General features: G+C 73.3%; 27 protein-coding genes and 1 pseudogene. 10 read left to right on the top strand and 18 right to left on the bottom strand.

The features are described 5' to 3' along the window. Positions 1 to 86 precede the first annotated feature (86 nt). The 3 genes from PV350_RS24140 to PV350_RS24130 all read left to right on the top strand — a co-directional run bounded on the left by PV350_RS24140 (position 87) and on the right by PV350_RS24130 (position 2,080). Positions 87 to 695 carry a hypothetical protein gene (locus tag PV350_RS24140; protein WP_500336038.1) on the top strand — a complete coding sequence of 203 codons (609 nt, stop codon included), beginning with the start codon at positions 87 to 89 and terminating at the stop codon, positions 693 to 695. A 161-nt stretch (positions 696 to 856) separates the two neighbouring features. Then, the gene (locus tag PV350_RS24135; protein WP_499516058.1) at positions 857 to 1,447 is read left to right on the top strand and encodes a flavodoxin family protein; all 591 of its coding nucleotides are present in this window, start codon (positions 857 to 859) and stop codon (positions 1,445 to 1,447) included. Positions 1,448 to 1,606: 159 nt separating this feature from the next. Then, positions 1,607 to 2,080: a carboxymuconolactone decarboxylase family protein gene (locus tag PV350_RS24130; RefSeq protein ID WP_499516057.1), complete on the top strand. Its 474-nt coding sequence runs from the start codon at positions 1,607 to 1,609 to the stop codon at positions 2,078 to 2,080. A 118-nt stretch (positions 2,081 to 2,198) separates the two neighbouring features. On the opposite strand, the gene PV350_RS24125 is transcribed toward PV350_RS24130, so the two are convergent. From PV350_RS24125 to PV350_RS24100, 6 genes and pseudogenes are all read right to left on the bottom strand, one after another. Further along, positions 2,199 to 3,218 carry an acetamidase/formamidase family protein gene (locus PV350_RS24125; protein WP_500336036.1) on the bottom strand — a complete coding sequence of 340 codons (1,020 nt, stop codon included), beginning with the start codon at positions 3,216 to 3,218 and terminating at the stop codon, positions 2,199 to 2,201. Next, on the bottom strand, positions 3,215 to 4,633 hold the full coding sequence (locus PV350_RS24120; RefSeq protein WP_500336034.1) for an APC family permease: 1,419 nt from the start codon (positions 4,631 to 4,633) through the stop codon (positions 3,215 to 3,217). The genes PV350_RS24125 and PV350_RS24120 overlap by 4 nt, the downstream gene beginning before the upstream one ends. Positions 4,634 to 4,754: 121 nt before the next feature. Continuing rightward, a complete protein-coding gene (locus PV350_RS24115; protein ID WP_499516056.1) occupies positions 4,755 to 6,014 on the bottom strand; it encodes a vWA domain-containing protein in 1,260 nt (419 codons plus the stop codon). Continuing rightward, positions 6,011 to 7,270, bottom strand: a complete 1,260-nt coding sequence (locus PV350_RS24110; RefSeq protein WP_499516055.1) for an AAA family ATPase — start codon at positions 7,268 to 7,270, stop codon at positions 6,011 to 6,013. Before PV350_RS24110 ends, PV350_RS24115 begins: the two co-directional genes overlap by 4 nt. Positions 7,271 to 7,354: 84 nt before the next feature. Beyond that, a pseudogene (locus PV350_RS24105) lies at positions 7,355 to 8,778 on the bottom strand (hypothetical protein). Positions 8,779 to 8,931: 153 nt separating this feature from the next. Further along, positions 8,932 to 9,711: an SDR family NAD(P)-dependent oxidoreductase gene (locus PV350_RS24100; protein ID WP_500336031.1), complete on the bottom strand. Its 780-nt coding sequence runs from the start codon at positions 9,709 to 9,711 to the stop codon at positions 8,932 to 8,934. A 61-nt stretch (positions 9,712 to 9,772) separates the two neighbouring features. Here PV350_RS24100 and PV350_RS24095 point away from each other — a divergent pair, with 61 nt between their 5' ends. From PV350_RS24095 to PV350_RS24085, 3 genes are all read left to right on the top strand, one after another. Beyond that, the gene (locus PV350_RS24095) at positions 9,773 to 10,336 is read left to right on the top strand and encodes a TetR/AcrR family transcriptional regulator (RefSeq protein ID WP_499516052.1); all 564 of its coding nucleotides are present in this window, start codon (positions 9,773 to 9,775) and stop codon (positions 10,334 to 10,336) included. Positions 10,337 to 10,408: 72 nt separating this feature from the next. Further along, positions 10,409 to 11,089: an NADPH-dependent F420 reductase gene (locus PV350_RS24090; protein WP_499516051.1), complete on the top strand. Its 681-nt coding sequence runs from the start codon at positions 10,409 to 10,411 to the stop codon at positions 11,087 to 11,089. A 41-nt stretch (positions 11,090 to 11,130) separates the two neighbouring features. Further along, positions 11,131 to 12,066 (top strand): AraC family transcriptional regulator, encoded by a 936-nt coding sequence (locus tag PV350_RS24085; RefSeq protein ID WP_500336029.1) that lies wholly within the window; start codon positions 11,131 to 11,133, stop codon positions 12,064 to 12,066. 48 nt (positions 12,067 to 12,114) lie between these two features. On the opposite strand, the gene PV350_RS24080 is transcribed toward PV350_RS24085, so the two are convergent. The 4 genes from PV350_RS24080 to rpmB form a co-directional block, all read right to left on the bottom strand. After that, entirely contained in the window at positions 12,115 to 12,816 is a 702-nt protein-coding gene (locus PV350_RS24080; protein WP_500336027.1) for an alpha/beta fold hydrolase, read from the bottom strand. 193 nt (positions 12,817 to 13,009) lie between these two features. Continuing rightward, positions 13,010 to 13,276 carry a type B 50S ribosomal protein L31 gene (locus PV350_RS24075; RefSeq protein ID WP_499516048.1) on the bottom strand — a complete coding sequence of 89 codons (267 nt, stop codon included), beginning with the start codon at positions 13,274 to 13,276 and terminating at the stop codon, positions 13,010 to 13,012. 64 nt (positions 13,277 to 13,340) lie between these two features. Continuing rightward, entirely contained in the window at positions 13,341 to 13,646 is a 306-nt protein-coding gene (rpsN, locus tag PV350_RS24070; RefSeq protein ID WP_499516047.1) for a 30S ribosomal protein S14, read from the bottom strand. Next, entirely contained in the window at positions 13,646 to 13,882 is a 237-nt protein-coding gene (gene rpmB, locus PV350_RS24065) for a 50S ribosomal protein L28 (RefSeq protein WP_499516046.1), read from the bottom strand. Before rpmB ends, rpsN begins: the two co-directional genes overlap by 1 nt. Positions 13,883 to 13,967: 85 nt before the next feature. Here rpmB and rpmG point away from each other — a divergent pair, with 85 nt between their 5' ends. From rpmG to rpmF, 4 genes are read left to right on the top strand one after another with little or no spacing between them, the layout of a single operon-like run. Further along, entirely contained in the window at positions 13,968 to 14,132 is a 165-nt protein-coding gene (gene rpmG / locus PV350_RS24060; protein WP_089223718.1) for a 50S ribosomal protein L33, read from the top strand. Between the two features lie 38 nt (positions 14,133 to 14,170). After that, positions 14,171 to 15,346: a CobW family GTP-binding protein gene (locus PV350_RS24055; RefSeq protein WP_499516045.1), complete on the top strand. Its 1,176-nt coding sequence runs from the start codon at positions 14,171 to 14,173 to the stop codon at positions 15,344 to 15,346. Positions 15,347 to 15,380: 34 nt separating this feature from the next. Then, positions 15,381 to 15,653: a 30S ribosomal protein S18 gene (rpsR, locus tag PV350_RS24050; protein ID WP_499516044.1), complete on the top strand. Its 273-nt coding sequence runs from the start codon at positions 15,381 to 15,383 to the stop codon at positions 15,651 to 15,653. A 29-nt stretch (positions 15,654 to 15,682) separates the two neighbouring features. Further along, positions 15,683 to 15,853, top strand: a complete 171-nt coding sequence (gene rpmF / locus PV350_RS24045; RefSeq protein WP_499516043.1) for a 50S ribosomal protein L32 — start codon at positions 15,683 to 15,685, stop codon at positions 15,851 to 15,853. 18 nt (positions 15,854 to 15,871) lie between these two features. Here the strand turns inward: rpmF and PV350_RS24040 are convergent, their stop codons facing one another. From PV350_RS24040 to PV350_RS24005, 8 genes are all read right to left on the bottom strand, one after another. Next, complete coding sequence (locus tag PV350_RS24040; protein WP_499516042.1) at positions 15,872 to 16,999, bottom strand: LLM class flavin-dependent oxidoreductase; 1,128 nt, start codon at positions 16,997 to 16,999, stop codon at positions 15,872 to 15,874. 14 nt (positions 17,000 to 17,013) lie between these two features. After that, positions 17,014 to 18,093 (bottom strand): LLM class flavin-dependent oxidoreductase, encoded by a 1,080-nt coding sequence (locus PV350_RS24035; RefSeq protein ID WP_500336023.1) that lies wholly within the window; start codon positions 18,091 to 18,093, stop codon positions 17,014 to 17,016. Beyond that, positions 18,090 to 19,466: an NtaA/DmoA family FMN-dependent monooxygenase gene (locus PV350_RS24030; RefSeq protein ID WP_500336021.1), complete on the bottom strand. Its 1,377-nt coding sequence runs from the start codon at positions 19,464 to 19,466 to the stop codon at positions 18,090 to 18,092. The genes PV350_RS24035 and PV350_RS24030 overlap by 4 nt, the downstream gene beginning before the upstream one ends. Positions 19,467 to 19,485: 19 nt before the next feature. Beyond that, complete coding sequence (locus tag PV350_RS24025) at positions 19,486 to 20,739, bottom strand: LLM class flavin-dependent oxidoreductase (RefSeq protein WP_500336019.1); 1,254 nt, start codon at positions 20,737 to 20,739, stop codon at positions 19,486 to 19,488. 264 nt (positions 20,740 to 21,003) lie between these two features. Beyond that, positions 21,004 to 21,741, bottom strand: coding sequence for a GNAT family N-acetyltransferase (locus tag PV350_RS24020; RefSeq protein ID WP_500336017.1), 738 nt, complete (start codon positions 21,739 to 21,741; stop codon positions 21,004 to 21,006). Between the two features lie 40 nt (positions 21,742 to 21,781). Then, positions 21,782 to 22,810, bottom strand: coding sequence for an ABC transporter substrate-binding protein (locus PV350_RS24015; protein ID WP_500336015.1), 1,029 nt, complete (start codon positions 22,808 to 22,810; stop codon positions 21,782 to 21,784). Positions 22,811 to 22,881: 71 nt separating this feature from the next. Further along, entirely contained in the window at positions 22,882 to 23,658 is a 777-nt protein-coding gene (locus PV350_RS24010) for an amino acid ABC transporter ATP-binding protein (protein WP_500336013.1), read from the bottom strand. Continuing rightward, the gene (locus PV350_RS24005) at positions 23,655 to 24,659 is read right to left on the bottom strand and encodes an amino acid ABC transporter permease (protein WP_500336011.1); all 1,005 of its coding nucleotides are present in this window, start codon (positions 24,657 to 24,659) and stop codon (positions 23,655 to 23,657) included. The genes PV350_RS24010 and PV350_RS24005 overlap by 4 nt, the downstream gene beginning before the upstream one ends. Between the last annotated feature and the right edge of the window lie 146 nt (positions 24,660 to 24,805).

Genomic DNA, 24,805 nt, shown 5'->3' with positions numbered 1-24,805 from the left:
CGCAGCGGTGAAGTGGGGCATGTGCACGCACGCGGCTGAGTACGCGTACTCAAGCGCCCCGCGCCGCCCGATCCGAGACTGTCCGCATGACACGAACTCCCGCACTCGCGATGGCGGTTCTGACCGCCCTGTCGCTTGCCGCCTGCGGCACCGAGCACACGGACGCAGCCGATGCCGTAGGGGTGCGGCCCGCCGTGGCACCGTCGGCTGCGGAGGATCCGGAGCCGGCGTTCGTGGAGATGCTGAACACGGTCGCGCGGCCCTGCGCCCTGGAGGTCCCGTCCGGGGCGGACGAGCCGGTCGCCCCGGGCGAGGAGCCGCGGACCGGTCCGGCGGAGGCACTGCCGACCGGTGACGGCGCGCCCGCGCTGCCCACCGCGGGCCCGGAGGTGGAGCTGAACGCGGTGGAGTGGTGCGCGGGGCACCTCCACGTGGAGCGTGTCACCCAGGCGCTGATGGGTGTGGCGGACCCGACCCCCGACGAGGTGAGGCGGGTCCTGAACGGTCTCGGGTACGTCGACGAGCGCATCCACGGCCTGAAGCGGTCCGGTGCGGCCACACGGTTCTCCATCGACCTGCGGGTCATGGGCGGCGCGCTCGGCCTGAAGGGCACGGCGGCCGGCGCGTACACCGACGTCGAGTTCGTCGCGGTCCCCGGGACCGGCCCGTTCGAGCCCGGCGCCGCGGGCCGCTGATCCCGCGGGCGCCCGGTACCGGCCCGAGGCCGACATCGGCCGGCAAGGTGCTCCTGGTCACAAAAGGCCGGTTGGTGTCATAGCGGCGGGCACTGTCCGGTCGTGGTGGGTGAGGGCTCCCCCAGGGGAGCCGGAGACACCCCCGCAAGAGGAGAACGTCCATGACCACACCCGTCGTCGCGATCGCGTACCACTCCGGATACGGCCACACGACCGTCCTCGCCGAGGCCGTGCGTGACGGTGCCGCGGAAGCCGGCGCCGTCGTCCACCTGGTCAAGGTCGACGAGATCACCGAGGAGCAGTGGGAGCTGCTCGACGCCGCGGACGCGATCGTCTTCGGTTCGCCGACCTACATGGGCACGGCTTCGGGTGCCTTCCACCAGTTCGCCGAGACGACCTCCAAGCGCTGGTTCGTCCACTCCTGGAAGGACAAGCTGGCCGCCGGCTTCAGCAACTCCGGCGCCAAGAGCGGCGACAAGCTCCACACGCTGCAGTACTTCTCCATCCTCGCGGCCCAGCACGGCATGACCTGGGTCAACCTCGGCCTGCACCCGGGCTGGAACAGCACCACCGCCTCCGAGGACGACCTCAACCGCCTCGGCATCTACCTCGGCGCGGGTGCCCAGACGCACACCGACGTCGGCGCGGACGAGGTCCACAAGGCCGACGTCGCGACCGCCGCGCACCTCGGCCGCCGGGTCGCCGAGCAGGCCCGCATCTACGCCGCGGGACGCTCGGTCGTCGGCGCCTGAGCCGGTCCCGCCCCACCACGCGGCCGGTGCGCCCCCGGGTGTGCCGGCCGTCGTGCCCCGCGGGAGACGGAGAGCCGCGTCGCGTGCGCCGCGCTGTCACATTCCGCGGGGCAGCCCGGTCAACGTTGCGTATCGCACCCCACAGCAGAGGAGATCACCATGGAAGCCCGCGTGAACTACTTCGGCCACCCGCTCGCCGGCAAGGTCATGAGGCACCTGAACTCGGCGAGCAAGGTGCTGGCGGAGTCCACGCTGCCGGTCCTCACCCAGGAGCTGGTGAAGATCCGCGCCAGCCAGATCAACGGCTGCGGCTTCTGCACCGACATGCACACCAAGGAGGCCGCCGCCGCCGGTGAGACCTCGGTGCGCCTGAACCTGATCGCCGCCTGGCGCGAGGCCACGGTCTTCACCGACGCCGAGCGCGCCGCCCTGGAGCTCGCGGAGGAGGCCACCCGTGTCGCCGACGCCGCCGGTGGCGTCTCGGACGCGGTCTGGGGGAACGCCGCCAAGCACTTCGACGAGGACCAGCTGGTCGCGCTGATCTCGCTCATCGCCGTGATCAACGCCTACAACCGGATCAACGTGATCAACCAGCAGCCTGCGGGCGGCTACCAGCTCGGCATGTTCGGCTGACCTGCGGTTCCCACCGCCGGCGCCGCACAGGCCTGGCCGTCCGTCCCCCTCCCGCTCCCGACCGCGGGGCGGGGACGGACGGCGTTTCCCGGCCGTCCCCGACGGTGCCGGCGGCGGTTCAGCGCGTACGGAGGTACTCCAGCCCCCTCTCGCGCAGCGACCGGTGCAGGCCGTCGTACGCGGGCGAGCCGTCCAGCACGGTCTTCGGCAGCTTGGCGACCACGGTGTAGTTGGTGTCGACCACGTTCCCGATGGGCGCCAGTCCGGCCTGGCTGACCAGCTGGTACGCGTCCAGCTGGTGCAGGCCGGTCAGGGAGGACGTCCAGCCGACCAGGTCGTGCTGGCTGATCCGGTAGGCGTCCTCGAGCGGCCGGACCGACCCGGTCGACATCAGGAAGCGGTCGTCCTCCAGGCGCGGCCAGGCGGGCGCGCCGCCCTTGAGCAGGTCGATCACGACCGCGGTGTGCATCGCTGCCTCGACCGCGGTGCCGCACACCTCGCCCTCGCCCTGCCGGCAGTGCCCGTCGCCGATCGCCAGCTGCGCCCCGGGCACGTTGACGCCCAGGTAGAGGGTGGTGCCGGCGCGCATCTCCGGGGTGTCCATGTTCCCGCCGTGCGCGCCCGGGGTGATGCTCATGACGACCTCGCCGGCGGCGGGCGCGACCCCCACGGTGCCGTGCATCGGGTCGAGGGGCAGCTCCACCGTGTGGTCGGAGAAGCGGGCCTGGAACCGGCAGCTGTTGCGCTCGCGGTCGATCCCGTACCGCCAGACGACCTCCTCCAGCGGGTCGTGCAGCATCGCCGTGGCGTGCGTCGTGGTCAGCGCGCCGAAGTGCGGGAAGGTGGTGGACACCGCCCAGTCCCGGGCCGGCGCGATGTCGACGAAGTGGACGGCCAGGGTGTCCCCCGGCTCGGCCCCCTCGACGTGGATCGGGCCGGTGACCGGGTTGAGGTACGGGAACTCGCACACCTTGCTCGGGAGGTCCTCGGGGCCCCGGACCAGGCCGCCGAAGCAGTCCTCCGTGAAGAGCTCCACGATCGTCCCCGGCCGTACGCGCAGCAGGGGCTCGCGGCCGCCGAAGGCGTAGGCGTACTGCTCGGGCGACGGGTGGAGGCGTACCACTTCGAGGTCGCTCATGACGGTTCGGCCTCCTCGGCCAGGGTGGTCTCGGAAGGCTCGGCGGGCAGTTCCGGGCGCCGGCCCGCGATCAGCAGCCCCACCAGCAGGGCCGCACCGATCGCCAGCCAGAGGAAGCCGAGCCGCTGGGCGGTGACCTTGGCGTTGACGACGACGAAGGTGAGGATCCCGAAGCCGATCAGCGGCGCGACCAGGTGCCGCCACCAGTCGCGGCTGCCCTGCCGGACGACGTAGTAGACGACGACCGAGACGTGCAGCACCAGGAACGCGGTCATCGCCCCGAAGTTGACCAGCGAGCTGAGCAGGGTGATGCCGTCGTCGCGGGAGTTCATGTACAGGCCCAGCCCCAGCGAGACCACGGCCACCAGCAGCGTCGCGTTGACCGGGACGCGGCGACGGGGGTCGATCTCGGCCAGGAAACGGGGCAGTTGACGGTCGCGGGCCATCGCGAACAGCAGCCGGGACGTCGCCGCCTGCGCGACCAGCGAGTTGGCGAAGCCCCAGGCGATCGCGGTGGCCAGTGCGCTCAGGGTGCTCAGCCAGCGGCCGCCGGCGACCTGGGCCGCGTCGTAGAAGGCGGTGCCGTCCGGGTCCCCCTCCTTGATCAGCGTCGGGGCCTCGGGCACCAGCATCGCCGCGATCCAGGTCTGGACGATGAACAGCGCACCGGCGAGCAGCAGCGCCGCCATCATGGCCCGGCCGATCGCCCGGGCGGATTCGCGGTTCTCCTCCGCGAGGGTGGAGATGCCGTCGAAGCCGAGGAAGCTGAGCACGGCGATCGACACCGCCCCGAAGATCAGGGACCAGGAGAAGGTGCCGGAGTCGTAGAAGGCGTGCAGGCTGACGTTGCCCTTGCCCTGGGCGAGCGCGCTGATCCCGAAGGCCAGGAAGAGCGCGAGGACGATCAGTTCGGCCACGAGCATGATCTTGTTGATCCGGGCGGTCATCTCGATGCCGAGCCAGTTCACCACGGTGTTGAGGACGACGAACCCGATCAGCCAGATCCACACGGGCACCGAATCGACCTGCGAGTTCATCGCCACCGCGGCGATCAGGTAGAGCAGCGCCGGGACCAGGATGTAGTCCAGCAGGATCATCCAGCCGGAGAGGAAGCCGAACGGCCTGCCGATGCCCCGCCCCGCGTAGGAGTAGACCGACCCGGCCATCGGGAAGGCCCGCGACATCTGCGCGTAGGAGTGCGCGGTGAACATCATCGCCAGCATGCCGATGGCGTAGGCGAGGGCGACCATGCCGCCCGAGCCCTGGAAGACACCGCCGAAGATGCCGAACGGCGCGATCGGCACCATGAAGACCAGGCCGTAGACCACCAGGTCCCGGAAGCCGAGTGACCGCGCCAACTGCTGCGTGTAGCCGTACTTCTCGAGATCTTGCCCTTGAGGTGCGCTGTCGCTCACGTCGCCTCCCCGGCGGCCGCGGTCCCCTGACTGGCGGGGTGATCTTAGGGTCCGCGGCCGACGCAGGGGAACGCCTGTGCACGGGGTTTCTGACGGAACATGAGATGTCTCCCTGGCACCGTCACCCGGCGGGGCCGGACGACCCGATGACGACCACGCGCGCCCAGTCGGGCGGCGTGTCCGGCACGTAGTCGGGATCGTGCTCGCGCCACGAGCGGCGCCCGCCCTGGCGGGGGAACAGGCCCACGACCGTGCGGCAGGCCGGGCGCGCGTCCGGCCAGGGCGTCTGACCGTCGGTCAGCACCACGACGACGTCCGGCCGGGGCCGTGTGCGCAGCGCCCGCGCGAAGCCGCTGCGCAGGTCCGTACCGCCACCGCCCACCAGCGGGATGTCCTCGGCACGGCACAGCGGGTGGGCGATCCGGGCCGCGGCGTCGCACGGCACCACGGTGACCAGGTCGCGGCGGCCGCCCACGGCGCGGGCGATGGCGGCCACTTCGAGGAGCGCGCTGCCCAGTTCGGCGTCGCTGACTGAGCCGGACGTGTCGATGACCACGCAGACCCGGGGCGGTCTGCGCCGCAGGCCCGGCAGGACGACGCCGGGCACACCGGCCGACCGGCGCGAGGGCCGACCGTAGCTGTAGTCCTGGCCCGCGCCGGAACCGGAGGCCGCCGAGCGCACCGCCGCGCCCAGCAGTTCCCGCCACTGCTGCGGCGGGTGGAACGCCTCCTCCGCCCACCGCCGCCAGCTCTTCGGCGCATGGCCCGGGCGGCCGTTGATGGCCTGCGCCACGCGGAAGCGGACGCCGTCCCGTTCCTGCTCGCTCAGGCCGTGGGCGCCCTCCGGACCGAGGTCCCACTCGCGTTCGAGGCCGTCCGCACCGCTGCCGCAGTCCAGCCAGACGAAGTCCTGCGTGAGCGGGCCGATCCCGAACCGCCCGAGGTAGTCCTCCATGAGCTGCCCGTCGGGGAGTCCCAGGGTCCTGGGGAGGACGGCGCCCTCGGGCGTGTCCAGCCCGTCCCCGAAGGCGTCGTCGTTGACCTCGCAGTCCGCGGCGATGTTCATCCGCAGCCGCTCCGCCGGGCCCTCCAGTCCCTGCTCCCGTGCGACGCGGTCACCGCGCCCGTGGTGGTCGCGCAGCAGGTGCGACACCTCGTGCACCCACACCCCGGCCAGTTCTTCGAGCGGCGTGCGGTCCACGAACCCCGGTGAGACGTAGCACCGCCAGTGCGCGTCGACGGCCATCGTCGGTACCCGCCGGGACTCCACGACGTGCAGCGCGAACAGGGCCGTCGCCAGATAGGGGCGGACCCGGGCGGCGTACAGCCGGGCGGCGAAGAGCTTCTCGAGGTCCAGCGCCACCGGCGCCTGCGCGTTCACCGGCCGGCCTTCGCGACGAGCCCGGCCCCGGTCCGGTCGGCGGCCCGGTCGGCGCGCCGGGACAGGGACACCACTGCGGCGAGCCGCTCGATGGCCGCGGGGACGTCCCAGTCCTCGCGGCGCAGCGAGGCGAGCGTGGTGGCCGGGACGACGACCAGATCCGGGGCCCCGGTCTCCAGGGCCCGGACCAGCAGGGCCCACGCCGCGTCCCAGCGCGCCTTCTCCGGCCGGTTGCGGACGGCGTCCACCACACCGTCCAGGACGGCCTGGCGCAGGTCCCCGCGCTCGGGCAGGACGGCGCCGGCCGGGTCGGCGAGCAGTTCCTCGGGGTCGGGGAGGTCCATGCGGTCCATGCTCGCCAGCAGTTCCAGCCCCGGACCGTCCCCGACGGCACCCCTGACGAGCAGGGAGAGCACGTCCCGGGAGGCGTCGGCCGCGGTCGCGAAGGCGATCAGGCACAGCGTCATCTCCCAGCTCCGGGGGGACGGCCAGGCGCCGCCGCGGCGGGTCTCGTTGGTGGGGAGGCGGTGGACGAGGCCGGGGCGGGCGGCGAGGAGCCCGCACACCGCTCGGCGGGCGAAGTCCACGGCACCGGGCAGCTTTCCCGGGTCGAGCCGTGGCAGCGTCGCCCGGGGCCAGGTGCCGCCGAGGCCGCGGACCACCACGTCGTGGTCGTGGGTCCACTGGAGGTGGACGAAGCGGTTGGCCAGCGGCGCGCTCAGTTCCCAGCCGTCGGCCGCCGAGGAGCGGGGGTTCGCGGCGGCCACGATCCGGACCCCTGGCGGCAGCCGCAGGGCGCCGATCCGCCGTTCGAGCACGAGACGGAGCAGGGCCGCCTGCACGGCGGGCGGCGCGGTGGACAGCTCGTCGAGGAAGAGCAGGCCCCGGCCGGCCCGGACCAGGCGGACCGCCCAGTCCGGCGGGGCCATCGGGACGCCCTGTTCGGCGGGGTCGTCCCCGACGACGGGCAGCCCGGAGAAGTCGGACGGCTCGTGGACGCTGGCGATCACCGTGGTCAGCGGGAGGTCGAGGGCGGCGGCGAGCTGGGTGAGCGCCGCGGTCTTGCCGATCCCGGGCTCGCCCCACAGGAGCACGGGCAGGTCGGCGGCGACGGCCAGGGTGAGGGCCTCCAGCTGGGTGTCGGGGCGCGGTTCGGTGGTGGTGTCGCGCAGCAGGGTCAAAAGGGCGTCGGCAACGTCGAGTTGGGGGGCGGAGGCCGGGTCGGCGGGCAGGGTGGACAGGGCGGGCGTGGGCATGGGTGATCACCTCGGGGGTTCGTGGAGCCGAAAGCCGGAAAGGGGTACGGGGGCGTGCGCGGGGACGCCGCGCACGCCCCGGGGTCAGCGGGAGGTGCGCTGCCGCGGGTGCGGCCGGCCGGGGCGGGAACGGGTGCGGGGTGCCGGGAAGCGGTCGCGCGGCGGTACCCGCCCGGGGGCGGGCCCGGCGAGACCTGCCCTGAACAGGCCGTAGGCGATGCGCCGTTGGGCGGCCGCCTCCAGCTCGTCCCGCAGCGGTCCGTCGCGGAGCACCGCGCCGGGACCGAGCAGGCCCTCGACGACGGCCAGCGCGCCGGCGGTGTCGCCGTGGTCGAGGCGTGCCCTTACGTCGGCGAGGGATTCCGGACGCCGGTGCGCCCGGTCGATCGCCTGCAGGCAGGGCAGCGGGGTACCGGTCAGCGCGACCAGCAGTTCCTCGCGGCGAATCTCGTCCGGGTCGTGGTCCAGCGCGGTCAGGACGCCGTCGACCAGGCCGATCCGGTGCGGTGCGCCCCGGCACTCCACGACGCGCGGTCGTCCCGGCCGCCCCCGCGGCAGGGACGGACCGGACGGCGTGTGCTCCGGTACGAGCGCGGCGGCGACCAGCGGGTGCAGCCCGTCGGCGCCGATCAGGCCGGCGTCGAGCAGTTCGAGGTCCGGCGGCACCCAGGTCGCCGCGTCCGGCAGCACCGGCAGCGCCCGGGCGCCGCCGCCGTCCGCTGGCGCCGCCGTGATCCGCGCGGTGGGCGCCCCCGTTCCGTGACCGTCGCCGGTCACGTCCACCAGCAACCGGTGGCGGGAGCCCAGGCGCACGATGACGGCACCGCTGGTGCGGCCTTCGGCACGCAGCACCCGCCGCGCCTCGTCCGCCCACCGGTCGACCGCACAGCGCTGGTGCGGCGGCAGTGGCCCGGGCGGCTCCGGGTCCGGGAGGGGAGGCAGGTCGCGGACCCGCGGCCGGTTCCGGCGCGCAGCGGCAGTTCACGGGTTCTGCGCGCGTCCCACAGGTGGCGGTGCAGGTCGAGACGGAACCGCCGGTGGGGACGGGCGTGCGGATGGTGGAGGGCACCCGCGTCGGGGTGGTCCGGGTCCCACAGGGCGAGGCTGATCCGCTGCCCGCCGGCCGCCCACGCCGGCGGGGTCCGGACAACCAGGTGCACCTGGTCGCCGTCCTCCGGCCCCGCGGCCCCGTACCGGGCCAGGGCGATGGTCAGGCCCGGACGCAGCAGACCGTCGGGTGCGACCCTGGGCATGTGCCAGCGCAGCAGGTCGGGGACCAGATGCCGGAGGTCGGCCCGGACCCGGGCCGCGCGTTCCCGGCCGTGGGTACGGGCCAGGGAACGCAGGTTGAGGTCGACGTCGATGCCGGCGGCGGCACAGGCCCCGGCCCAGTCACCGCCTCGGCGGCGGGCGGTCGCGGTCTCGACCATGGAGGGCGGCACGGCGAACTCGCGCACGCGCAGCCAGAAGGAGAGGCGGGAATCCTCGTTCGCGGTCTGAGTGAGCATCAGCACTCACCTTGCGCGGACGGGTCCCCCAATCTGGAAGGAGAGTCAGTTGTCATCGCGGGGAGCATAGCGTTTCCCGTCACGATCTGTCAGGCCCTCACCCGGCCCCGGCTTCCCGGCACCGGGCGCCGCCAGGCTCCGCGGGGGGCCGGGTCACGTCACGGAGCGGATGGTGCCGCCGTCCACGCGGATCGTGGCGCCGCTGACGTAGTCCGCGTAGGGGCTCGCCAGGTAGGCGACGGCGCCCGCGATCTCCTCGGGGCGGCCGAAGCGGCCGCTGTCGTTGGGCACGAAGTCCCGTGCGGCGTTGCGCTCGATCTCCTGCCACGACCGGCCCCAGCCGCGCTCCGGCGCGAGTCCGGTGATCAGGTCCTGCACCGCGTCGACGAGGATCGCCCCGGGGGAGACCACGTTGGAGGTCACCCCGGTGTCCTTCAGCTCCCGCGCCAGGGAGACGGCCAGGTTGTGCCGCGCGGCGAGCGTCGCGTTGTAGTGGGGCTGCATCGCGATCGGCTGCGAGGCGAGCCCGCCGCCGATCTGGATCACCCGGCCCCAGCCGCGCTCGCGCATCCCGGGCACCAGCCGCTGGATCATGCGGACGCCCGAGACCACGTTGACCTCGTACGTCCGCAGCCACTCCTCCGCGGTGGCCTCGGCCCAGCCGATGTGGTCGTACGCACCGGCGTTGTTGACCAGGACGTCGACCTCGCCGGCGACCCGGGCCACGGCGTCGGCGCCCTCGTCCGTGGCGAGGTCGCCGATCGCCACGGCGACCGCACCGGCCTTCTCCGCCACCTCGCGCGTGCGCGCCTCGTCCCGTCCGTGCACCACGACGTCGGCGCCCTCCGCGGCGAGCAGCTCGGCGATCGCCGCGCCGAGGCCGGAGCTGGAACCGGTCACGAGGGCCCGGCGGCCGGTCAGGTGGAGATCCATCGCAGTGTCCTTCCGATCATGTATACACCCGTAGACATGACTCCAGTCTACACTCGTCAACATGACGACTCCGCGACGCCGCGACGCGGCCGCCACCAAGGAGGCCATCCTGCGTGCGGGCATCGAGGCCTTCACCCGGCACGGCTACGACGGCGTCGGGGTGCGGGAGATCGCCAAGGCCGCCGGGGTCACCGCGATGCTCGTGGGCCGCTACTTCGGCTCCAAGGAAGGGCTCTTCGCCGAGGTGGTGGAAGCTTCCATGACCGAGCGCACGGTCCTCACCAGCGACCCGGCCACCCTCGCCCGTGACGTGGCAGCCGCACTCGTCCGCCGGACCGCGCCGGAGGCCGACAGCCTCGACCCGTTCCTCCTCATGCTGCGCTCGGCGCCCAACCCCCGCGCCGCGGAGATCCTGCGGGCCGGCATCGAGAACCACGTCGAGGCCCATCTGCTGGACGTCGCACCGCAGTTGCGGGGGACCGACCGCGCCGCCATGGCCCTCTCGGTCGTCGCGGGCTTCTGGCTGATGCGCACGATCATCGGCAGCACCGCGCTCAACGACACCGACGAGCCGGCCCTGGCCCAGAGGCTGGAACGGGTGTTCGACCTGCTCCTCGACGGCTGACCGCCCTCCCCTTTTGCCCGGTCTTTGCGGCCCCGCGGAAACAGAATCGCGGGGCCCGGGGTTGCGACCTACATGGCGACTCTTGGACTGATCGGCAGCGGATCCATCGGCGGCACCCTGGCGCGGCTCGCCGTGGACGCGGGCCTGGACGTGGTGCTCAGCAACTCACGCGGACCGGAGACCCTCGACGGCCTGGTGGCCGAGCTGGGCCCCCGGGCACGCGCGGCGACCCCGGCGGAGGCCGCCGCGGCGGGCGACTGGGTCGTGGTGACGATCCCGCTCAGGGCCTTCGACCAGGTCCCCGCGGCCCCGCTGACCGGCAAGACGGTCATCGACACCGGCAACTACTACCCCCAGCGCGATGGCCGGATCGCCGCGCTCGAGGACGGCACCAGCACGGAGAGCGAACTGCTCCAGGGCCACCTGCCCGACGCCCACGTGGTGAAGGCGTTCAACAACATTTTCTTCCGCCACCTGGCCGCGCTCGCCCGCGCGAAGGGCTCGCCCGACCGGACCGCCCTGCCGATCGCCGGCGACGACCCGGTCGCCGTCGCGCACGCGACGGAACTCCTCGACGTGCTCGGCTACGACGCGGTCGGCTACGGCACCCTCGCCGACAGCTGGCGTTCGCAGCCCGGCACCCCCGTGTACGGCCTGCCCTACGCGGGCGGCGAGGCCGACTTCTCGAAGGCCACGGCGACCCCTTCGTCCGCCGACACGATCCGGGCCGCTCTCGCCGCCGCCACCCGCTGAAGGACGGACCCCGCGGCACCGCCGACGGCGCCGGAGGACATGTGAGCGATCCGCTGACCGACATCCTGGGCCTGCTCGACCTGCGCAGCGCACACTTCGCCCGGCTGGAGGCCCAGGAGCCGTGGGCCGTCGGATTCACCGGCTACCGGCACATCAAGTTCGGCGCCGTGCTCCTCGGCAGCTGCCGGATCACGGTGGCCGGGGCCCCGGAGCCGGTCACCCTGAAGGAGGGCGACTGCTACCTGATCGGCGGCGGCCGCGGCTACGAACTGGCGGGCGGTCCCGAGGTCCCGGCGGTGCCGAGCGACGAGGTCTTCGCCGGCTTCAGGCCCGGGAACACGGTCCGGATCGGCACGGCGACCGACGCGGTCCTCGTGGGCTGCGGATTCGACCTCGACGAAGCCAACGCCGCCGTGCTCCTGGACGTGCTGCCGCCCCTGATCCACGTCGGCGCCGGGTCCACCGCGGCGGAAGGCATCCGGGCGGCGCTAGAACTGCTCCGAGCGGAGACCGGCGAGCCCGCGCTCGGCACCCCCTTCGTGACCGAGCGGCTGGCGCACGTCCTGCTGGTCCACCTGCTCAGGGCGCACGTCGCCGAGCACGGGCCCGGGGGCGGCGCCTGGCTCACCGCGCTCGCCGACCGCCACGTGGGGGCCGCGCTGGGGCTGATGCACGACCGGCCCGCACACCCCTGGACCGTCGCCGAACTCGCCGGGAAGACCGGGATGTCGAGGTCCCGGTTCGCCGACAGGTTCACCAGGACCGTGGGCGTCCCGCCACTGGAGTACCTCGCGGGCTGGCGCATCCGCTCCGCGGCGCGGGAGCTGAGGACGGGCGACCGCACCATCGCCTCGATCGCGGCGCGCTGGGGCTACGGCTCCGAGAGTTCGTTCAGCCACGCCTTCAAGCGCGTCATGGGGTCCTCGCCCGGGCGCTACCGCGCGGCGGGACCGCACCGCCCCGAAGGGGCGCGGTGAGGGCCCCGGAGAGGATCTCCGGGGCCCTCACCGGCCGGGGCGCGCCGGTCAGTGGCCGGCGTCGGTGGTGATCAGCTTGGCCAGCTCCACCGGCATGGACAGGAAGGGCGAGTGGCCCGAGGGCAGCCGGTGGGTGCGCTGCGCGCGGGCCGCCATGGCCTCCTGGTACTCCGGGGCGAGCGCCGTGTCCCGCTCGGTGAGGATGTAGGTGGAGGGCACGGTCTTCCAGGCGGCGGCGGTGAGCGGTTCGCAGAAGGACCTGGCCGTCTGGAGGACCAGGCGCGCGGTGGCGTCCTCCGCGTCCTGCGGTGCGGCGTCCCCGTAGAAGGCGGCCTTGGCGTCCTCGTAGTGCCCGTGCGCGGACAGCGAGGCGACGCCGGCTCCGGAGATCTTGCCACCGCTCATGCCGTCGATGGACTCGCCCTCGTCGAGCACGAAGGCGGAGAGGTAGACGATGCGGGAGACGTTCGGCGCGTCCGCGGCGGCCTGCGTGACGGGGATGCCCGCGTAGGAGTGGGCGAGGACGGTCACCGGGCCGGCGACGGAGTCCAGGCGCTCGCGGACGGCCCGCGCGTCGTCGTGCATCCCGGCCGTGTTCCCTTCGTCGGGCGAGGCGCTCGGCAGGTCGACGGTCTCGACCCGCCAGCCCAGCGCGGTGAGTTCGGGGACGAGCCTGTCGAAGCACCAGGCGCCGTGCCAGGCGCCGTGGACGAGGAGGATGGCGGGCCGGCTGTTGTCTGCAGTGGTCATGTGAGGCCTTTGGTACACGGTCGGGAACGCGGACGTCGGTGACGCCGCCCGTCACCGACCGTAGTTCCGGGGCCTGCGGCGGACCATGCGCGTCCGTCCGGCGTTCTTGAGCGCACGTCCCGCGTACGCGCGCGGGGCGGCACCCGGCACCGGGGGGCCGGTGTCCGGGCGCCGCCGAGGGGCGCGACGAGCGTCAGCTTGTGCCGTGTGCCGTGTCCCCGTTCCCGTAGCGGCGCCGGAACCGCTCCACGCGGCCGGCGGTGTCCACCACGCGGGCGGTGCCGGTGTAGAACGGGTGGCTCGCGGAGGAGATCTCCACGTCCACGACGGGGTAGGTGTTGCCGTCCTCCCAGACGACGGTCCTGTCGCTGGTCATCGTGGAGCGGGTGAGGAAGGCGAAGTCCGCCGCCCGGTCGCGGAAGACGACGGGACGGTAGTCGGGGTGGATGCCGGGTTTCACGGGTTCTCCGAGACGTGTCGTGCGGCCCGCGGGGGCCGGTGGCGGGGTGTGCCGGGGGGCGGTGTCACCAGGAGGCCTTGCGCACGCCGGGGAGGTGGCCCGCGTGGGCCTGGGCGCGCATGGTGATCCGGGAGAGGCCGAACGCCCGCAGGTGACCGCGGGGCCGCCCGTCGAGGGCGTCCCGGTTGCGGAGCCGGGTGGCGCTGGCGTCGCGGGGCTGCCGGTCCAGCTCCCGCCGCGCCGCGGCCTTCTCCTGCGGGGTGGCGGTGGGGCGGCGCAGGACGTCCTTCAGCTCGGCGCGCCGTGCGGCGAACCGCGCGACGACGGCCTTGCGCCGCTCGTTCTTCGCGATCTTGCCGGTCCTGGCCATCAGACCTTCCCTCCCCGCGCGCGGATGACGGCGACGGCCTTCTCGATGCCGATGCGGTCCACGGTCCTGATGCCCTTGGCGCTCAGCGTGAGCCGGACGGTGCGGCCTTCGCCGGGCAGCCAGTAGCGCTTGTGCTGGACGTTCGGGTCGAAGCGGCGCCTGGTGCGCCGGTGCGAGTGCGAGACGGAGTTGCCGAAGCCGGGCTTGCGACCGGTGAGTTGGCAGTGTGCGGGCATGACGGTCCGTTCTGTCGTCCGGTGGGCCGGCGGAGCGCCCACCGAGCTTATTGGAAATGAAAACCAGTTCTGTATAGTACCCGCCATGGCTCGCACCGATCTACGCCCCGTCATCAAGCTCCGCTCCACCGCCGGGACCGGCCACACCTACGTGACCCGCAAGAACCGCCGGAACGACCCGGACCGACTGGTCCTGCGCAAGTACGACCCGGTGGTCCGGCGCCACGTCGAGTTCCGCGAGGAACGCTGACCCGGCCCCGCCCCTCCCCGACACGAAAGGCACCTCCCGTGGACAGCAGCCCCAAGCTGCCCGTCGTCCTCGTCGGTGGTCTGCACGCCGAGGCCCGTCGCGCCGCGGTGCGCGAACTCCTGCACTCCACCGCCGGATCCCTCGCCCTCCACCACGACCTGCGGCCCGCCGTCGGCGGTCCCGTCCGGCGCGTCCTCAGCGACCGGGACGGCGTCATCTCCCGCACGGACACCGAGCTCGTGAACGACTGCGCCTGCTGCGCGCTCCGCGCGGACCTGCTCCCCGAGCTACTGCGGCTGGCCGCGGACCCCTCCTGCCGGCTCGCCGTCGTCGAGCTGTGGGACTCCGTCGAACCGCAGGCGATGGCCGAGGTCCTGGTCGGCACCCCGCTGCCCGACGGCACCGCCTCGGGGCGCCTGCTGGCGGCGGCCGGCGTGGTCACCTGCGTCGACCCCGCCCTCCTGCTCGACCACCTCGGCTGCGGCGACGACCTCACCGAGCACGGCCTCGCCGTCGCCCCCGGCGACCACCGGACCGTCGCCGACACCCTGGCCCGGCAGCTCGAGTACGCCGGCGTCCTCGCCCTGGCACCGGGCGACACCGCGGACCCCGGGGACAGGGAACTGCTCACCCAGCTCCATCCGACGGCCCGTCAGGTGACCATCGGCACGGGCCGGCTGGCCTCCGCCGCCGTTTCCGGCTTCGACGTGGCCGCGGCCGCCTCACGGCAGCATCCGGCCTGCGCCCTGCTGCCCCAGGAGGCCGACGCCCACGGCGTCGCCACCCTGGTGTGGCGCGCCGCCCGCCCCTTCCATCCCGGCCGGCTGCACGCGGCGCTGGAGGACCTCAGCTGCTCCGCCGCCCGCAGCCGCGGCCGCTTCTGGCTGGCCGACCACCCCGACACCCTGTTCTCCTGGGAGGCGGCCGGTGGTGCGCTGTGCATCGAGGACGTCGGGCCGTGGCTCGCCGCACTGCCGGACGCGGAATGGGAGACCGTGCCGGCCGAACGGCGCGTGGCGGCCGCCCTGGACTGGCATCCCGAACACGGCGACCGCGGCCAGCACCTCGCCTTCACCTCGCCCGGCCTCGACCGCGAGGGGCTGACGGCCACCCTCGACCGCTGCCTGCTCACGGACGCCGAGTACGCGGCCGGACCGGCCGGCTGGCGCCGCCTCCCCCACGCCTTCGACGACTTCCTCGACCACGCGGCCTGAACCGCACGCCGCCACGACCACCGGAGACAGCACCATGACGACCGTCCACACCGCCACGGCCAAGGGCACGGGCAAGGGCAGGGGCCGGGGCAAGGACGCCCGCAAGCCCCGCCCCAATCCGCTCATCGCCGCGGGCATCGAGTACGTCGACTACAAGGACACCGACCTGCTGCGGAAGTTCGTCTCCGACCGGGGCAAGATCCGCAGCCGGCGGGTCACCCACGTCACCGCCCGGCAGCAGCGGGCCCTCGCCCGCGCGGTGAAGAACGCCCGCGAGATGGCCCTGCTGCCGTACGCCTCCCGCTGACCGCACGCCCACCCGTACAGGAGACTCCGATGGCCGTACCCAAACGCAAGACCTCCCGCAGCAACACCCGTCACCGCCGGGCCCGGTGGAAGGCCGCGGCTCCCCACCTGGTCCCGGTCACCGTCGACGGCCGTGAGCAGCTGGTGCCGGTCCACCTCGTCGCCGCGCTCCGGCGCGGCCTGCTGCCCGGGCGGGACTGACGGCGCCACGCCGGACCGTCAGCGGCGGTGCCACTCCTCGGCCAGGAGCCGGTGGGAACGGACCCGGTCCTCGTGGTCGTGGGTGATGGTGGTCACGATCAACTCGTCGGCGCCGGTGGCCTCCTGGAGCTGCTCCAACTGGTCGGCGACACGCTGCGGCGAGCCGACGAACTGGGTCTCGACCCGGTCGGCCACCAGTGCCCGGTCCGCCTCCGTCCACGGGTGCGCCCGGGCCTGTCCGGGGGTGGGGAACTCGATGGCGCCCTCGGCGGTCCGGATGCTGCGGACCCAGGGGGCGTAGCCGGTGGCGAGCTCGCGGGCCCTCGCGTCGTCCTGCGCGACGACGACGTCGGCGGAGACGCTGACGTAGGGCTTGTCGAGCACGCCGCCCGGCTGGAAGGCGGCACGGTAGCCGTCGACCGCCTCCAGGACGCTGCCCGGGCTGACGTGGTAGTTCGCGGCGAAGTGCAGTCCGTGGCGGCCGGCGACCTCGGCGCTCTGGCCGCCGCTGCTGCCGAGGATCCACACCTGGACGTCGGCACCCTCCCCCGGCACGACGTGCGCCTCGACGCCGTCCGCCGAGCGGTACGTGCCGCGCAGCAGCGCCAGGATGTCGTCGACCTGCTCGCCGTAGTCCTGGGAGCGGGCGCCCGGCTGCTGGAGCAGGTGCCGCTGGAGCGCGATGCGCGGTGAGCCGAGCAGGTGCTCGAAGGAGAACTTCGGCGGGATCCGCAGTCCGCCCGGCGTCCGGCCGTCCACGACGGGTGTCGTGGTCGGCACCGGGTCCGGCGTACCGCCCGGCGGGCGGCCGCCGGAGCGGCCGAGCCCCAGGTCGAGCCGCCCCGGGTGGAGGGCGTCGATGAGGCCGAACTCCTCGACCGTGGACAGGGCGGTGCGGTGACCGAGCTGGACGGCCCCCGAGCCGAGCCGGATCGTGGAGGTCGCGGCCGCGGTGAGGGCCAGCAGGACGGCGGGCGAGGTGCCGGCGACACCGGGGTTGAGGTGGTGCTCGGCGAACCAGTAGCGGGCGTAGCCGGACTCCTCGGCCCGCCGCGCGAGGTCGATGCTGTTGCGCAGGGCGTCGGCGGCGGTGGAGCCGGACGATATCGGGACGAGGTCGAGGACTCCGAGCGGTGTGCGGGACACGATGGGCTTTCTCCTCAGCGATGGGCGGGTTCGGGCGAGGACGGGGCCGGGCCCCAGGCGAACGGCGGGTCCGGGATGGCGCGCCGCAGCACCGGGGCGACCTCGGACTGGAAGAGCTCGAGCGAGCGGCGGTGCCGGTCGTGGGACAGCCCGCCCGCGTCCGCGTGGACGTGCAGCACCGTGTGGCCGAACCGCTCGCGGTAGCGGTGGACCTTGTCGACGACCTGCTGCGGGCTGCCGACCAGCGCCGAACTGCGCGCCACGAAGTCCTCCAGCGTCGGGAAGACCGGTTCCAGGCCGAGCCGCTTCTGGAACGCCGACTGCGCCTCGAACACCGGACGGTAGGCGGCGACCGCCTCCTGGGAGGTAGGGGCGACGTACAGGCCGGCCGTCCCGGCGCCGACCGCGATGCGGGCCGGGTCGTGGCCGTGGTGGGCCCAGCGTTCGCGGTAGTGGCGGACCAGTTCCGCGTACGGCTCGACGGGGTGGGTGACGTTCGCCGAGAACAGGGGGTCCCCGTAACGCGCGGCGAGGTCCACCGACTCCTTGCTGGTGGCGCTGCCGTGCCACACCCGGATCGGCTGCTGCAGCGGCCGCGGCCATGCCTGCGCGTCCTTCAGCGCGGGACGGAACCGGGTGTCGGCGGTCACCTTCCCCTCCCGCCAGAGCCGCCGGAACACCTCGTAGCTCTCGGCGTTGCGGTCCCACTGGTCCTCGGGGGTGACGTGGAACAGCTCGCGCTGCGCCGTGCCGTTGCCCTTGCCGATGATCAGCTCCAGGCGGCCGCCGGACAGGTGGTCCAGCGTCGCGTAGTCCTCGTAGGCCCGCACCGGGTCGAGGAGGCTGAGCGTGGTCACCGCGGTGAACAGCCGGATCCGGGAGGTGAGGGCGGCGATGTGGCTGAGCACGACGGGCGGTGAGGAGGAGAGGAACGGCTGCTCGTGGCGCTCCCCCACGCCGAAGCCGTCGAAGCCCAGTTCCTCGGCCAGCAGCGCGTTGTCGAGCACCTCGCGGAACCGCGCGGCGGTCGGCTTCAGCGCCCCGGTCACCGGGTCCGGGGCGTGCACGATCAGGGTGATGGCCAAGAACCTCACGACGCGGCCCGCTCCGCCGCGGCGCCGGCGTCGGGGTGGGCGAGACCGAGGTGGTCGCGCAGCGTCGTCCCCTCGTAGTCGGCACGGAACGCACCCCGCTCCTGGAGCAGCGGGACTACGGTGTCGGCGAAGCCGTCCAGGCCACCCGGGGTGACGTGCGGGACGAGGATGAAGCCGTCGGCGGCGTCGCCCTGCACGAAGTCGTCGATGGTCGCGGCGACGGTGGCCGGGGATCCCACGAAGGACTGGCGGTTGCCGGTCTCGATGACCAGGTCGCGGATCGACCACTTGTTGGCGGCGGCGAGCTCCCGCCACTCGCGGGCGGTGGTCAGCGGGTCACGGTACATGCGCACCTGGGCACGGCCGCGGGCGACGGTGTGCTCTCCGGGATCGGGGTCGATGTCCGGGAGCGGGCCGTCCGGGTCGTAGGCGGACAGGTCGCGGTTCCAGACGAACTCCAGGTGCTTGATCGCGGTGGCCCCGCTGACCTGCTGCCGCCGCACCTCGCGGGCCAGTTCGGCGGCCTCGGCGTCGGTGTCGCCGAGGACGAAGGTCGCGGCGGGCAGGATGAGCAACTGGCCGGGGCTGCGTCCGTACTTGGGCAGGCGGCCCTTGACGTCGCGGTAGAAGGCCCGGCCCTCCTCGAAGGTGCTGTACCGGCTAAAGATGGCGTCGGCGTCGGCGGCCGCGAACTCCCGGCCCTCCTCGGAGTCGCCGGCCTGGAAGATCACGGGGCGCCCCTGCGGGCTGCGCGGGACGTTGAACTGCCCGTGGATGTCGAAGTGGTGCCCCTTGTGCACGAAGGACCCGGCCCGCGCGTCGCGCAGGAAGGTGCCGGTCGCCCGGTCGGCGACGATCTCCTCGCCCTGCCAGGAGTCGAGGAGCTCGCCCGCGGTGGCCAGGAACTCCCTCGCGCGGGAGTAGCGCTCCTCCTGCGGGAGGAAGCCGCCGCGGCGGAAGTTCTCCCCGGTGAAGGCGTCCCAGGAGGTGACGACGTTCCAGGCGGAGCGCCCGCCGGAGAGGTGGTCGAGGCTGGCGAACTGCCGGGCCACCTCGTAGGGCTCGTTGAAGGTGGAGTTGATCGTGCCGGTGAGCCCGATGTGCTCGGTGACGGCGGCGAGCGCGGCGAGGACGGTGAAGGTGTCGGGCCGGCCGACCACGTCCAGGTCGTAGATCCTGCCGCCCTGTTCGCGCAGGCGCAGGCCCTCGGCGAGGAACAGGAAGTCGAACTTGGCGCGTTCGGCGGTCCGGGCGAAGTGCGCGAAGGAGCCGAACTCGATGTGGCTGCCGGCCTGCGGGTCACTCCACACGGTGGTGTTGTTGACGCCGGGGAAGTGGGCGGCCAGATGGATCTGCTTGCGCGGCTTGCTCATGGCGTACGGTTCCTCCGGCTCAGGCGGTCGCGCTGGTGGCGGCGTAGCGGTTGGCGGGGCGGGCCAGACCGAGCAGGCCGCGCAGGGTGCGGGCCTCGTAGGCGTCCCGGAACGCGCCGCGGCGCCGCAGTTCGGGCACGAGCCCCCGGGTGATGGCCGGCAGGTCGTGGCCGATCACCGCGGGGCGCAGCCGGAAGCCGGTGAGCCCGGCCCGCCGCCACTCCAGCAGCAGGTCCGCGAGACCTGCGGGCGTGCCGGCGAAGACCTTCGCGTCGCTGGTGTACGGCGTGCCGGCGAGGCCGTCCAGCCGCTCCAGGCGGTCGCGCGCCGCACCGGCGTCGTCGTCGAGGAGGACCACGAGGTCGCCGAAGACGTGCAGGGGCTCGCGCTCCCGGCCGGCCGCCTCCTGGGCGGCACGTATCCCGGTGACGATCGCGCGGGCCTGGTCGCCGTCGTGCGGGGTCACGTATCCGATGTCCGCGGAGCGCGCCACGAGCCGGAACGGCACGTCGCTGTGGGCGAGGGCGCTGACGACGGGCTGGCCCTGGGGCGGCCGGGGTGTGATGGAGGGGCCCTTGACGCTGAAGTGCCGGCCCTCGAAGTCGATGTAGTGGAGCTTGTCTCGGTCGATGAAGCGGCCGGTGGCGACGTCGCGGATCTCGGCGTCGTCCTCCCAGCTGTCCCAGAGGCGGCGCACCACCTCGACGTAGTCGGCCGCCTCGTCGAAGAGGTCGGTGACCAGCTCCCGTACCGCCGGGGTGTCCAGGTTCTCGATGCCGAACGGGGGGATGGCGCGCCTGCCGAAGTGCGCGGCCTCGTTCCGCCGGGCCGAGACCTGGACGCGCAGACCGGCCCGGCCGGTGCTCACGTAGTCGAGGGTGGCGATGGCCTTGGAGAGGTGGAACGGCTCCGTGTGGGTGGCGACCACCGTCGGCACGAGACCGATGTGCCGGGTCAGCGGGGCCACGCGCGCGGCGATCAGGACGGCGTCCAGGCGGCCGCGCACCTGGTCGGTGCGTCCGTCGGGTTCGGTGAAGCGGGAGGACTGCGGACCGAGGGAGTCCTCGATCGTCACGAAGTCGAGCAGCCCCCGCTCGGCCTCGGTGACCACGTCCTGCCAGTAGCGGGCGGTGAGCAGTTCACGGGGCCTGGCCGTCGGCTCACGCCAGGCGGCCGGGTGCCAGCCGGCCCCGTCGAGGGCCACGGCCAGGTGCAGCGGGGCGTTCGGCGAAGGAGCGGGAAGAGGGTACGGCGAAGGGATGTCCGAGGACATGGGAGGGGCCTTCCTGATCGACCACGGGTCTCGGCGGCCCTCGTCGGGAGGGCCGCCGGCGGGAACGGGGGTCAGGAACGACAGAGGGAGGCGGCCACGCGCTGCAGGTCGATGTGCGCGCGCGAGTAGAGCAGGGGACCGCGGGGTGGGGCGGGGACCACGAGGGACGCGCGGGACGGCGTCGGCACGGACCTCACCTCCGCTCTGTCCGGATACGGCGGGCGGCACGGCGCCCGTACTTCTCCTGTCAACGCAACGCCTTCCCTAGCCGGTCTGTTCCCCCGGGCCGCCCGGGGTTCGCAGGAAGAGGAAGGTCGTCCGGCGGCGCAGGGTGAACCCGATCGACTCGTAGAGCCGGATCGCACCGGTGTTGACGGCGGCGGCATGGAGGAACGGGGTCTCCCGGCGGTCCCTGATCCCCGCGGCTACGGCCCGCACCAACCGGGTCGCCAGGCCCCGGCCGCGGTGACCGGGGTGGGTGCACACCGCGCTGATCTCCGTCCATCCCGGGGTCCGCAGTCGTTCCCCGGCCATGGCGACCAGCCGTCCGCCGTCCCGGATGCCGAGGTAGGTCCCGAGTTCGACGGTCCTGGGGAGGAAGGGACCCGGCTTGGTGAGGGCGATGAGTTCCAGGATCTCGGGGACGTCGGCGGCGCCCAGCCGCACCGCCTCCGGGGCGTGTTCGGCGCGCAGGGAGGTGTCGACCAGTTGCACCCCCACCCCGCCCTCGACGAGTTCCCATCCGTCCGGCGGCTGCTGCGCGCCGGTGACCGCGACGGCGGCGCCCGGCCCGGCGAGTACGGTCAGGTCCGCCCAGGCCCGCGGATCGGCCGGGTCGGACAGCGCGGTGAACGGGGAGACGTCGGCGGGGTAGCGGGCGGCACGGCCGACGCGCTCGGCGAACCGGGCGTGCGGACCGGTGAGTGCCGCCCAGGCGGGGTTGTCCAGGACGTGCGGTGCCGCCGGGCTGTGCGGGCGGTCCGCGGGGATGCTGAGGGACATGGCTGCCGGATCTCCGTACGGTCGTGCGGCGGACGGGGCGTCAGGAGTTGTCGAGCGGCAGTCCGGGCGGGTCGACCTCCGAGGTGCCGACGGCCTCGTTGGACAGGTTCCAGGCGGCGAGCCACTTGGCGTACTGCCCGTTCTCGATCAGGTGGTTGATCGCGGCCGCGACCGGCTTCGCGAGCCCGCTGTCCTTCTTCGCGGTCGCAGCGATCAGGCCCTGCAGGCTCGCACCGGCGCCGGAGAACTTGCCCGCGTTGCGGGTGGGACGGGGGGTCGTGGCGACCTGGGTGATGTGGTAGGCGATGCCGGGGTTGGGGCCGAAGTAGGCGTCGATCTTCCCGCCGCTGAGCGCCAGATAGGTGCTGTTGTTGTCGGGGAAGTACTTGACGGTCAGCTCCTTGCCCTCCGCCTGGAGCTTCTTGCGCCATTCCAGGAGGATCTTCTCCTGGTTGGTGCCGGAGCCGACCGCGACGGTCTTCCCGTCGAGGTTCCGGTAGTCGTCGGCGAAGTTCCAGGTGCTGTCCTTGAGGACCTCGAAGGCCAGGTTGTCCTCCCGGTAGGAGGCGAACTCGTACTTCCGCTTGCGTTCCTCGGTGTCGGTGACGTTGGAGAAGGCCACGTCGACCTTGCCGCTGTCGATGCCGACGAAGAGGTTCTCCCACGTCGAGTTCTTGAGCCGGGGCTTGAGCCCCAGCACCGCCGCGACCAGACGGCCGAGGTCCGGCTCGGCGCCGGTGAGGGTCTTCTGGTCGCTGCCGACGTACGCCAGCGGCGCGAAGCCGGCGGGCAGCGCGCCGACGCCGATGACCAGCTCGCCCCTGCCGGCAACGGCCTTGGGCAGTCCGGCGCTGATGGACTTCACCTCCGTCACCTTCAGCGTGGTCTCCTTGGCCGCGCCGTTGGACAGACTGCCCACGGTGACCGTTCCGGCGGAGGATCCCGCGCCGATGGTGGCGGAGGCCTCGCTGTCACTCCCGCAGGCGGCGAGTCCGCCGGCGAGGAGGGTGAGGGCGGCGGTGGCCGTCAGGGTACGGATGAGTCTGCCGCGAGGGCGAAGAGTGCGCATGGCCGTCCTTGTCCGTTGTCTGTCGTTCGTCGTTCGGTGGTCCGTGGAGCGCGGGGAAGTGGTCAGAGGAGTCAGAGGACCTTGCTGAGGAATTCCTTCGTCCGCTCGTGTTCGGGGTGGTTCAGCACCCGGTCGGGCGGGCCCTGTTCGACGATCCGGCCCTCGTCGAGGAAGACGACGCGGTCGGCGACCTCCCGGGCGAAGCCGATCTCGTGGGTGACGATCACGAGGGTGGTGCCGCTGGTGGCCAGGTCCTTGATGACGGACAGCACCTCGCCGACGAGCTCCGGGTCGAGGGCGGAGGTGGGTTCGTCGAAGAGGATCACGCCGGGGCGCAGGGCGAGGGCCCGGGCGATGGCCACGCGCTGCTGCTGGCCACCGGACAACTGCCGGGGGTAGGCCGCGGTCCGGTCGGCCAGCCCCACCCGGCCGAGCAGGGTGCGGGCCAGCTCGCGCGCCTCCGGCTTGCGCAGCCGGCCGGTCGCCACCGGGGCGGCGGCCACGTTGTCCAGCACGGTGAGGTGCGGGAAGAGGTTGAAGTTCTGGAAGACGAAGCCGATCCGCCTGCGCTGGGTGAGGATCACCCGCTCGCTCAGTTCCCTGAGCCGGGTGCCGTGCCGGCGTACGCCGATGAGCTCCCCGTCCACGCTGACGTGACCGGCCTCGGGCTTCTCCAGGTGGTTGATGACCCGCAGCAGCGTGGACTTGCCGGAACCGGACGGCCCGATGACGACGGTGACCTCTCCGGGCCGGACCGTCAGGCTGATCCCGTCCAGCACCCGGTGGGCGCCGTACCACTTGCGCACGTCGTGGACCTCGACGGCGGCCGGCCGTACGTCGGTGGTCATGTCGCGGTCTCCGTCCGGACGCGGGCCCGCAGGTCGCCCAGGGCGATCCGCAGTTTCTGCAGGGGGGTCGGCGGGACGGTGCGCAGCGCGCCGCGCGAGTAGTGCCGCTCGACGTGGAACTGGACGACGGAGACGACGCTGGTGAGGATCACGTACCAGACGGTGGCGACCAGCAGCAGCGGCACGATGTCGCCGGGGTAGGTGCTGCCCATGCTCTGGACCGAGCCGAACAGGTCGAGCAGCGAGACGTAGAAGACCAGCGAGGTCCCCTTGATCAGCCCGATGAGCTGGTTGACGTAGTTGGGGACGACGGACCGCAGCGCCTGCGGAAGCACGATCCTGGCGAACTGGTAGCGCTTCGGCAGGCCGAGCGCGGCGGCCGCCTCGTGCTGGCCCTGGTCCACCGAGAGGATTCCGGCCCTCACCACCTCGGAGGCGTAGGCCGCCTCGTTCAGGCTCAGACCCACGACGGCCACCACCAGGTCGGTGGCGAGCCTGGACTCGTCGAAGGCGAGGAAGGCCGGCCCGAAGGGCACGCCCAGGCTCAACGTCCGGTACAGCGCGCTGAAGTTGTACAGGAACAGCAGCACGACGATCAGCGGCACCGAGCGGAACAGCCAGGTGTACGTCCAGCTGACGGCGCGCAGCACGGGGCTGCCGGAGAGCCTGGCCAGTGCGAGCGCGATCCCGCCGAGCAGCCCGAGCACCGCGCTGTACGCGGCCACCTCCAGGGTGATGAGCAGCCCGTCCAGGATCACCGGCCGGACGAACCAGTACGCGAAGCGGTCCCACTGGTAGAAGGGGTTGGTCACCAGGCCGTGGGCGATCTGGGCGACGAGCACCAGCACGACCGCGGTGGCGATCCAGCGTCCGCGCCGCCGCAACGGCAACACCCGCTGTGCGGTGGGGGGTCGTGGAGCGGGGAGCGTTCCGCCGGCGGGCGCTCCGGGCGGGGGCGGCGCCGGCCGGGAGGACACGGCGATGCCGGGTGGTTCGGTCATGGAGGACTCCAGCGGTTCGGCACGTCCCGGTCGCGCACGCGGCAGCGGCCCCGCCGGGATCGGGTGTCCGGCGGGCGTGGCGATGGGACGGGGAGGCGGGCGGAGCGGGCCCGGGAGAGCCCGGGAGAGCCCGGGCTCTCCCGGGC

Source organism: Streptomyces sp. PA03-6a (genome assembly GCF_033792765.1).
Taxonomy (GTDB): Bacteria; Actinomycetota; Actinomycetes; order Streptomycetales; family Streptomycetaceae; genus Actinacidiphila.
This window is presented reverse-complemented; position numbering and strand designations above follow the sequence as displayed.

Bases quoted from the DNA above. Each gene is read 5' to 3' on its own strand.
- PV350_RS24140 (WP_500336038.1), top strand. From the start codon at position 87: ATGACACGAACTCCCGCACTCGCGATGGCGGTTCTGACCGCCCTGTCG.
- PV350_RS24135 (WP_499516058.1), top strand. From the start codon at position 857: ATGACCACACCCGTCGTCGCGATCGCGTACCACTCCGGATACGGCCAC.
- PV350_RS24130 (WP_499516057.1), top strand. From the start codon at position 1,607: ATGGAAGCCCGCGTGAACTACTTCGGCCACCCGCTCGCCGGCAAGGTC.
- PV350_RS24125 (WP_500336036.1), bottom strand. From the start codon at position 3,218: ATGAGCGACCTCGAAGTGGTACGCCTCCACCCGTCGCCCGAGCAGTAC.
- PV350_RS24110 (WP_499516055.1), bottom strand. From the start codon at position 7,270: ATGCCCACGCCCGCCCTGTCCACCCTGCCCGCCGACCCGGCCTCCGCC.
- PV350_RS24100 (WP_500336031.1), bottom strand. From the start codon at position 9,711: ATGGATCTCCACCTGACCGGCCGCCGGGCCCTCGTGACCGGTTCCAGC.
- PV350_RS24095 (WP_499516052.1), top strand. From the start codon at position 9,773: ATGACGACTCCGCGACGCCGCGACGCGGCCGCCACCAAGGAGGCCATC.
- PV350_RS24090 (WP_499516051.1), top strand. From the start codon at position 10,409: ATGGCGACTCTTGGACTGATCGGCAGCGGATCCATCGGCGGCACCCTG.
- PV350_RS24080 (WP_500336027.1), bottom strand. From the start codon at position 12,816: ATGACCACTGCAGACAACAGCCGGCCCGCCATCCTCCTCGTCCACGGC.
- rpsN (WP_499516047.1), bottom strand. From the start codon at position 13,646: ATGGCCAGGACCGGCAAGATCGCGAAGAACGAGCGGCGCAAGGCCGTC.
- rpmB (WP_499516046.1), bottom strand. From the start codon at position 13,882: ATGCCCGCACACTGCCAACTCACCGGTCGCAAGCCCGGCTTCGGCAAC.
- rpmG (WP_089223718.1), top strand. From the start codon at position 13,968: ATGGCTCGCACCGATCTACGCCCCGTCATCAAGCTCCGCTCCACCGCC.
- rpsR (WP_499516044.1), top strand. From the start codon at position 15,381: ATGACGACCGTCCACACCGCCACGGCCAAGGGCACGGGCAAGGGCAGG.
- rpmF (WP_499516043.1), top strand. From the start codon at position 15,683: ATGGCCGTACCCAAACGCAAGACCTCCCGCAGCAACACCCGTCACCGC.
- PV350_RS24030 (WP_500336021.1), bottom strand. From the start codon at position 19,466: ATGAGCAAGCCGCGCAAGCAGATCCATCTGGCCGCCCACTTCCCCGGC.
- PV350_RS24025 (WP_500336019.1), bottom strand. From the start codon at position 20,739: ATGTCCTCGGACATCCCTTCGCCGTACCCTCTTCCCGCTCCTTCGCCG.
- PV350_RS24020 (WP_500336017.1), bottom strand. From the start codon at position 21,741: ATGTCCCTCAGCATCCCCGCGGACCGCCCGCACAGCCCGGCGGCACCG.
- PV350_RS24015 (WP_500336015.1), bottom strand. From the start codon at position 22,810: ATGCGCACTCTTCGCCCTCGCGGCAGACTCATCCGTACCCTGACGGCC.
- PV350_RS24010 (WP_500336013.1), bottom strand. From the start codon at position 23,658: ATGACCACCGACGTACGGCCGGCCGCCGTCGAGGTCCACGACGTGCGC.
- PV350_RS24005 (WP_500336011.1), bottom strand. From the start codon at position 24,659: ATGACCGAACCACCCGGCATCGCCGTGTCCTCCCGGCCGGCGCCGCCC.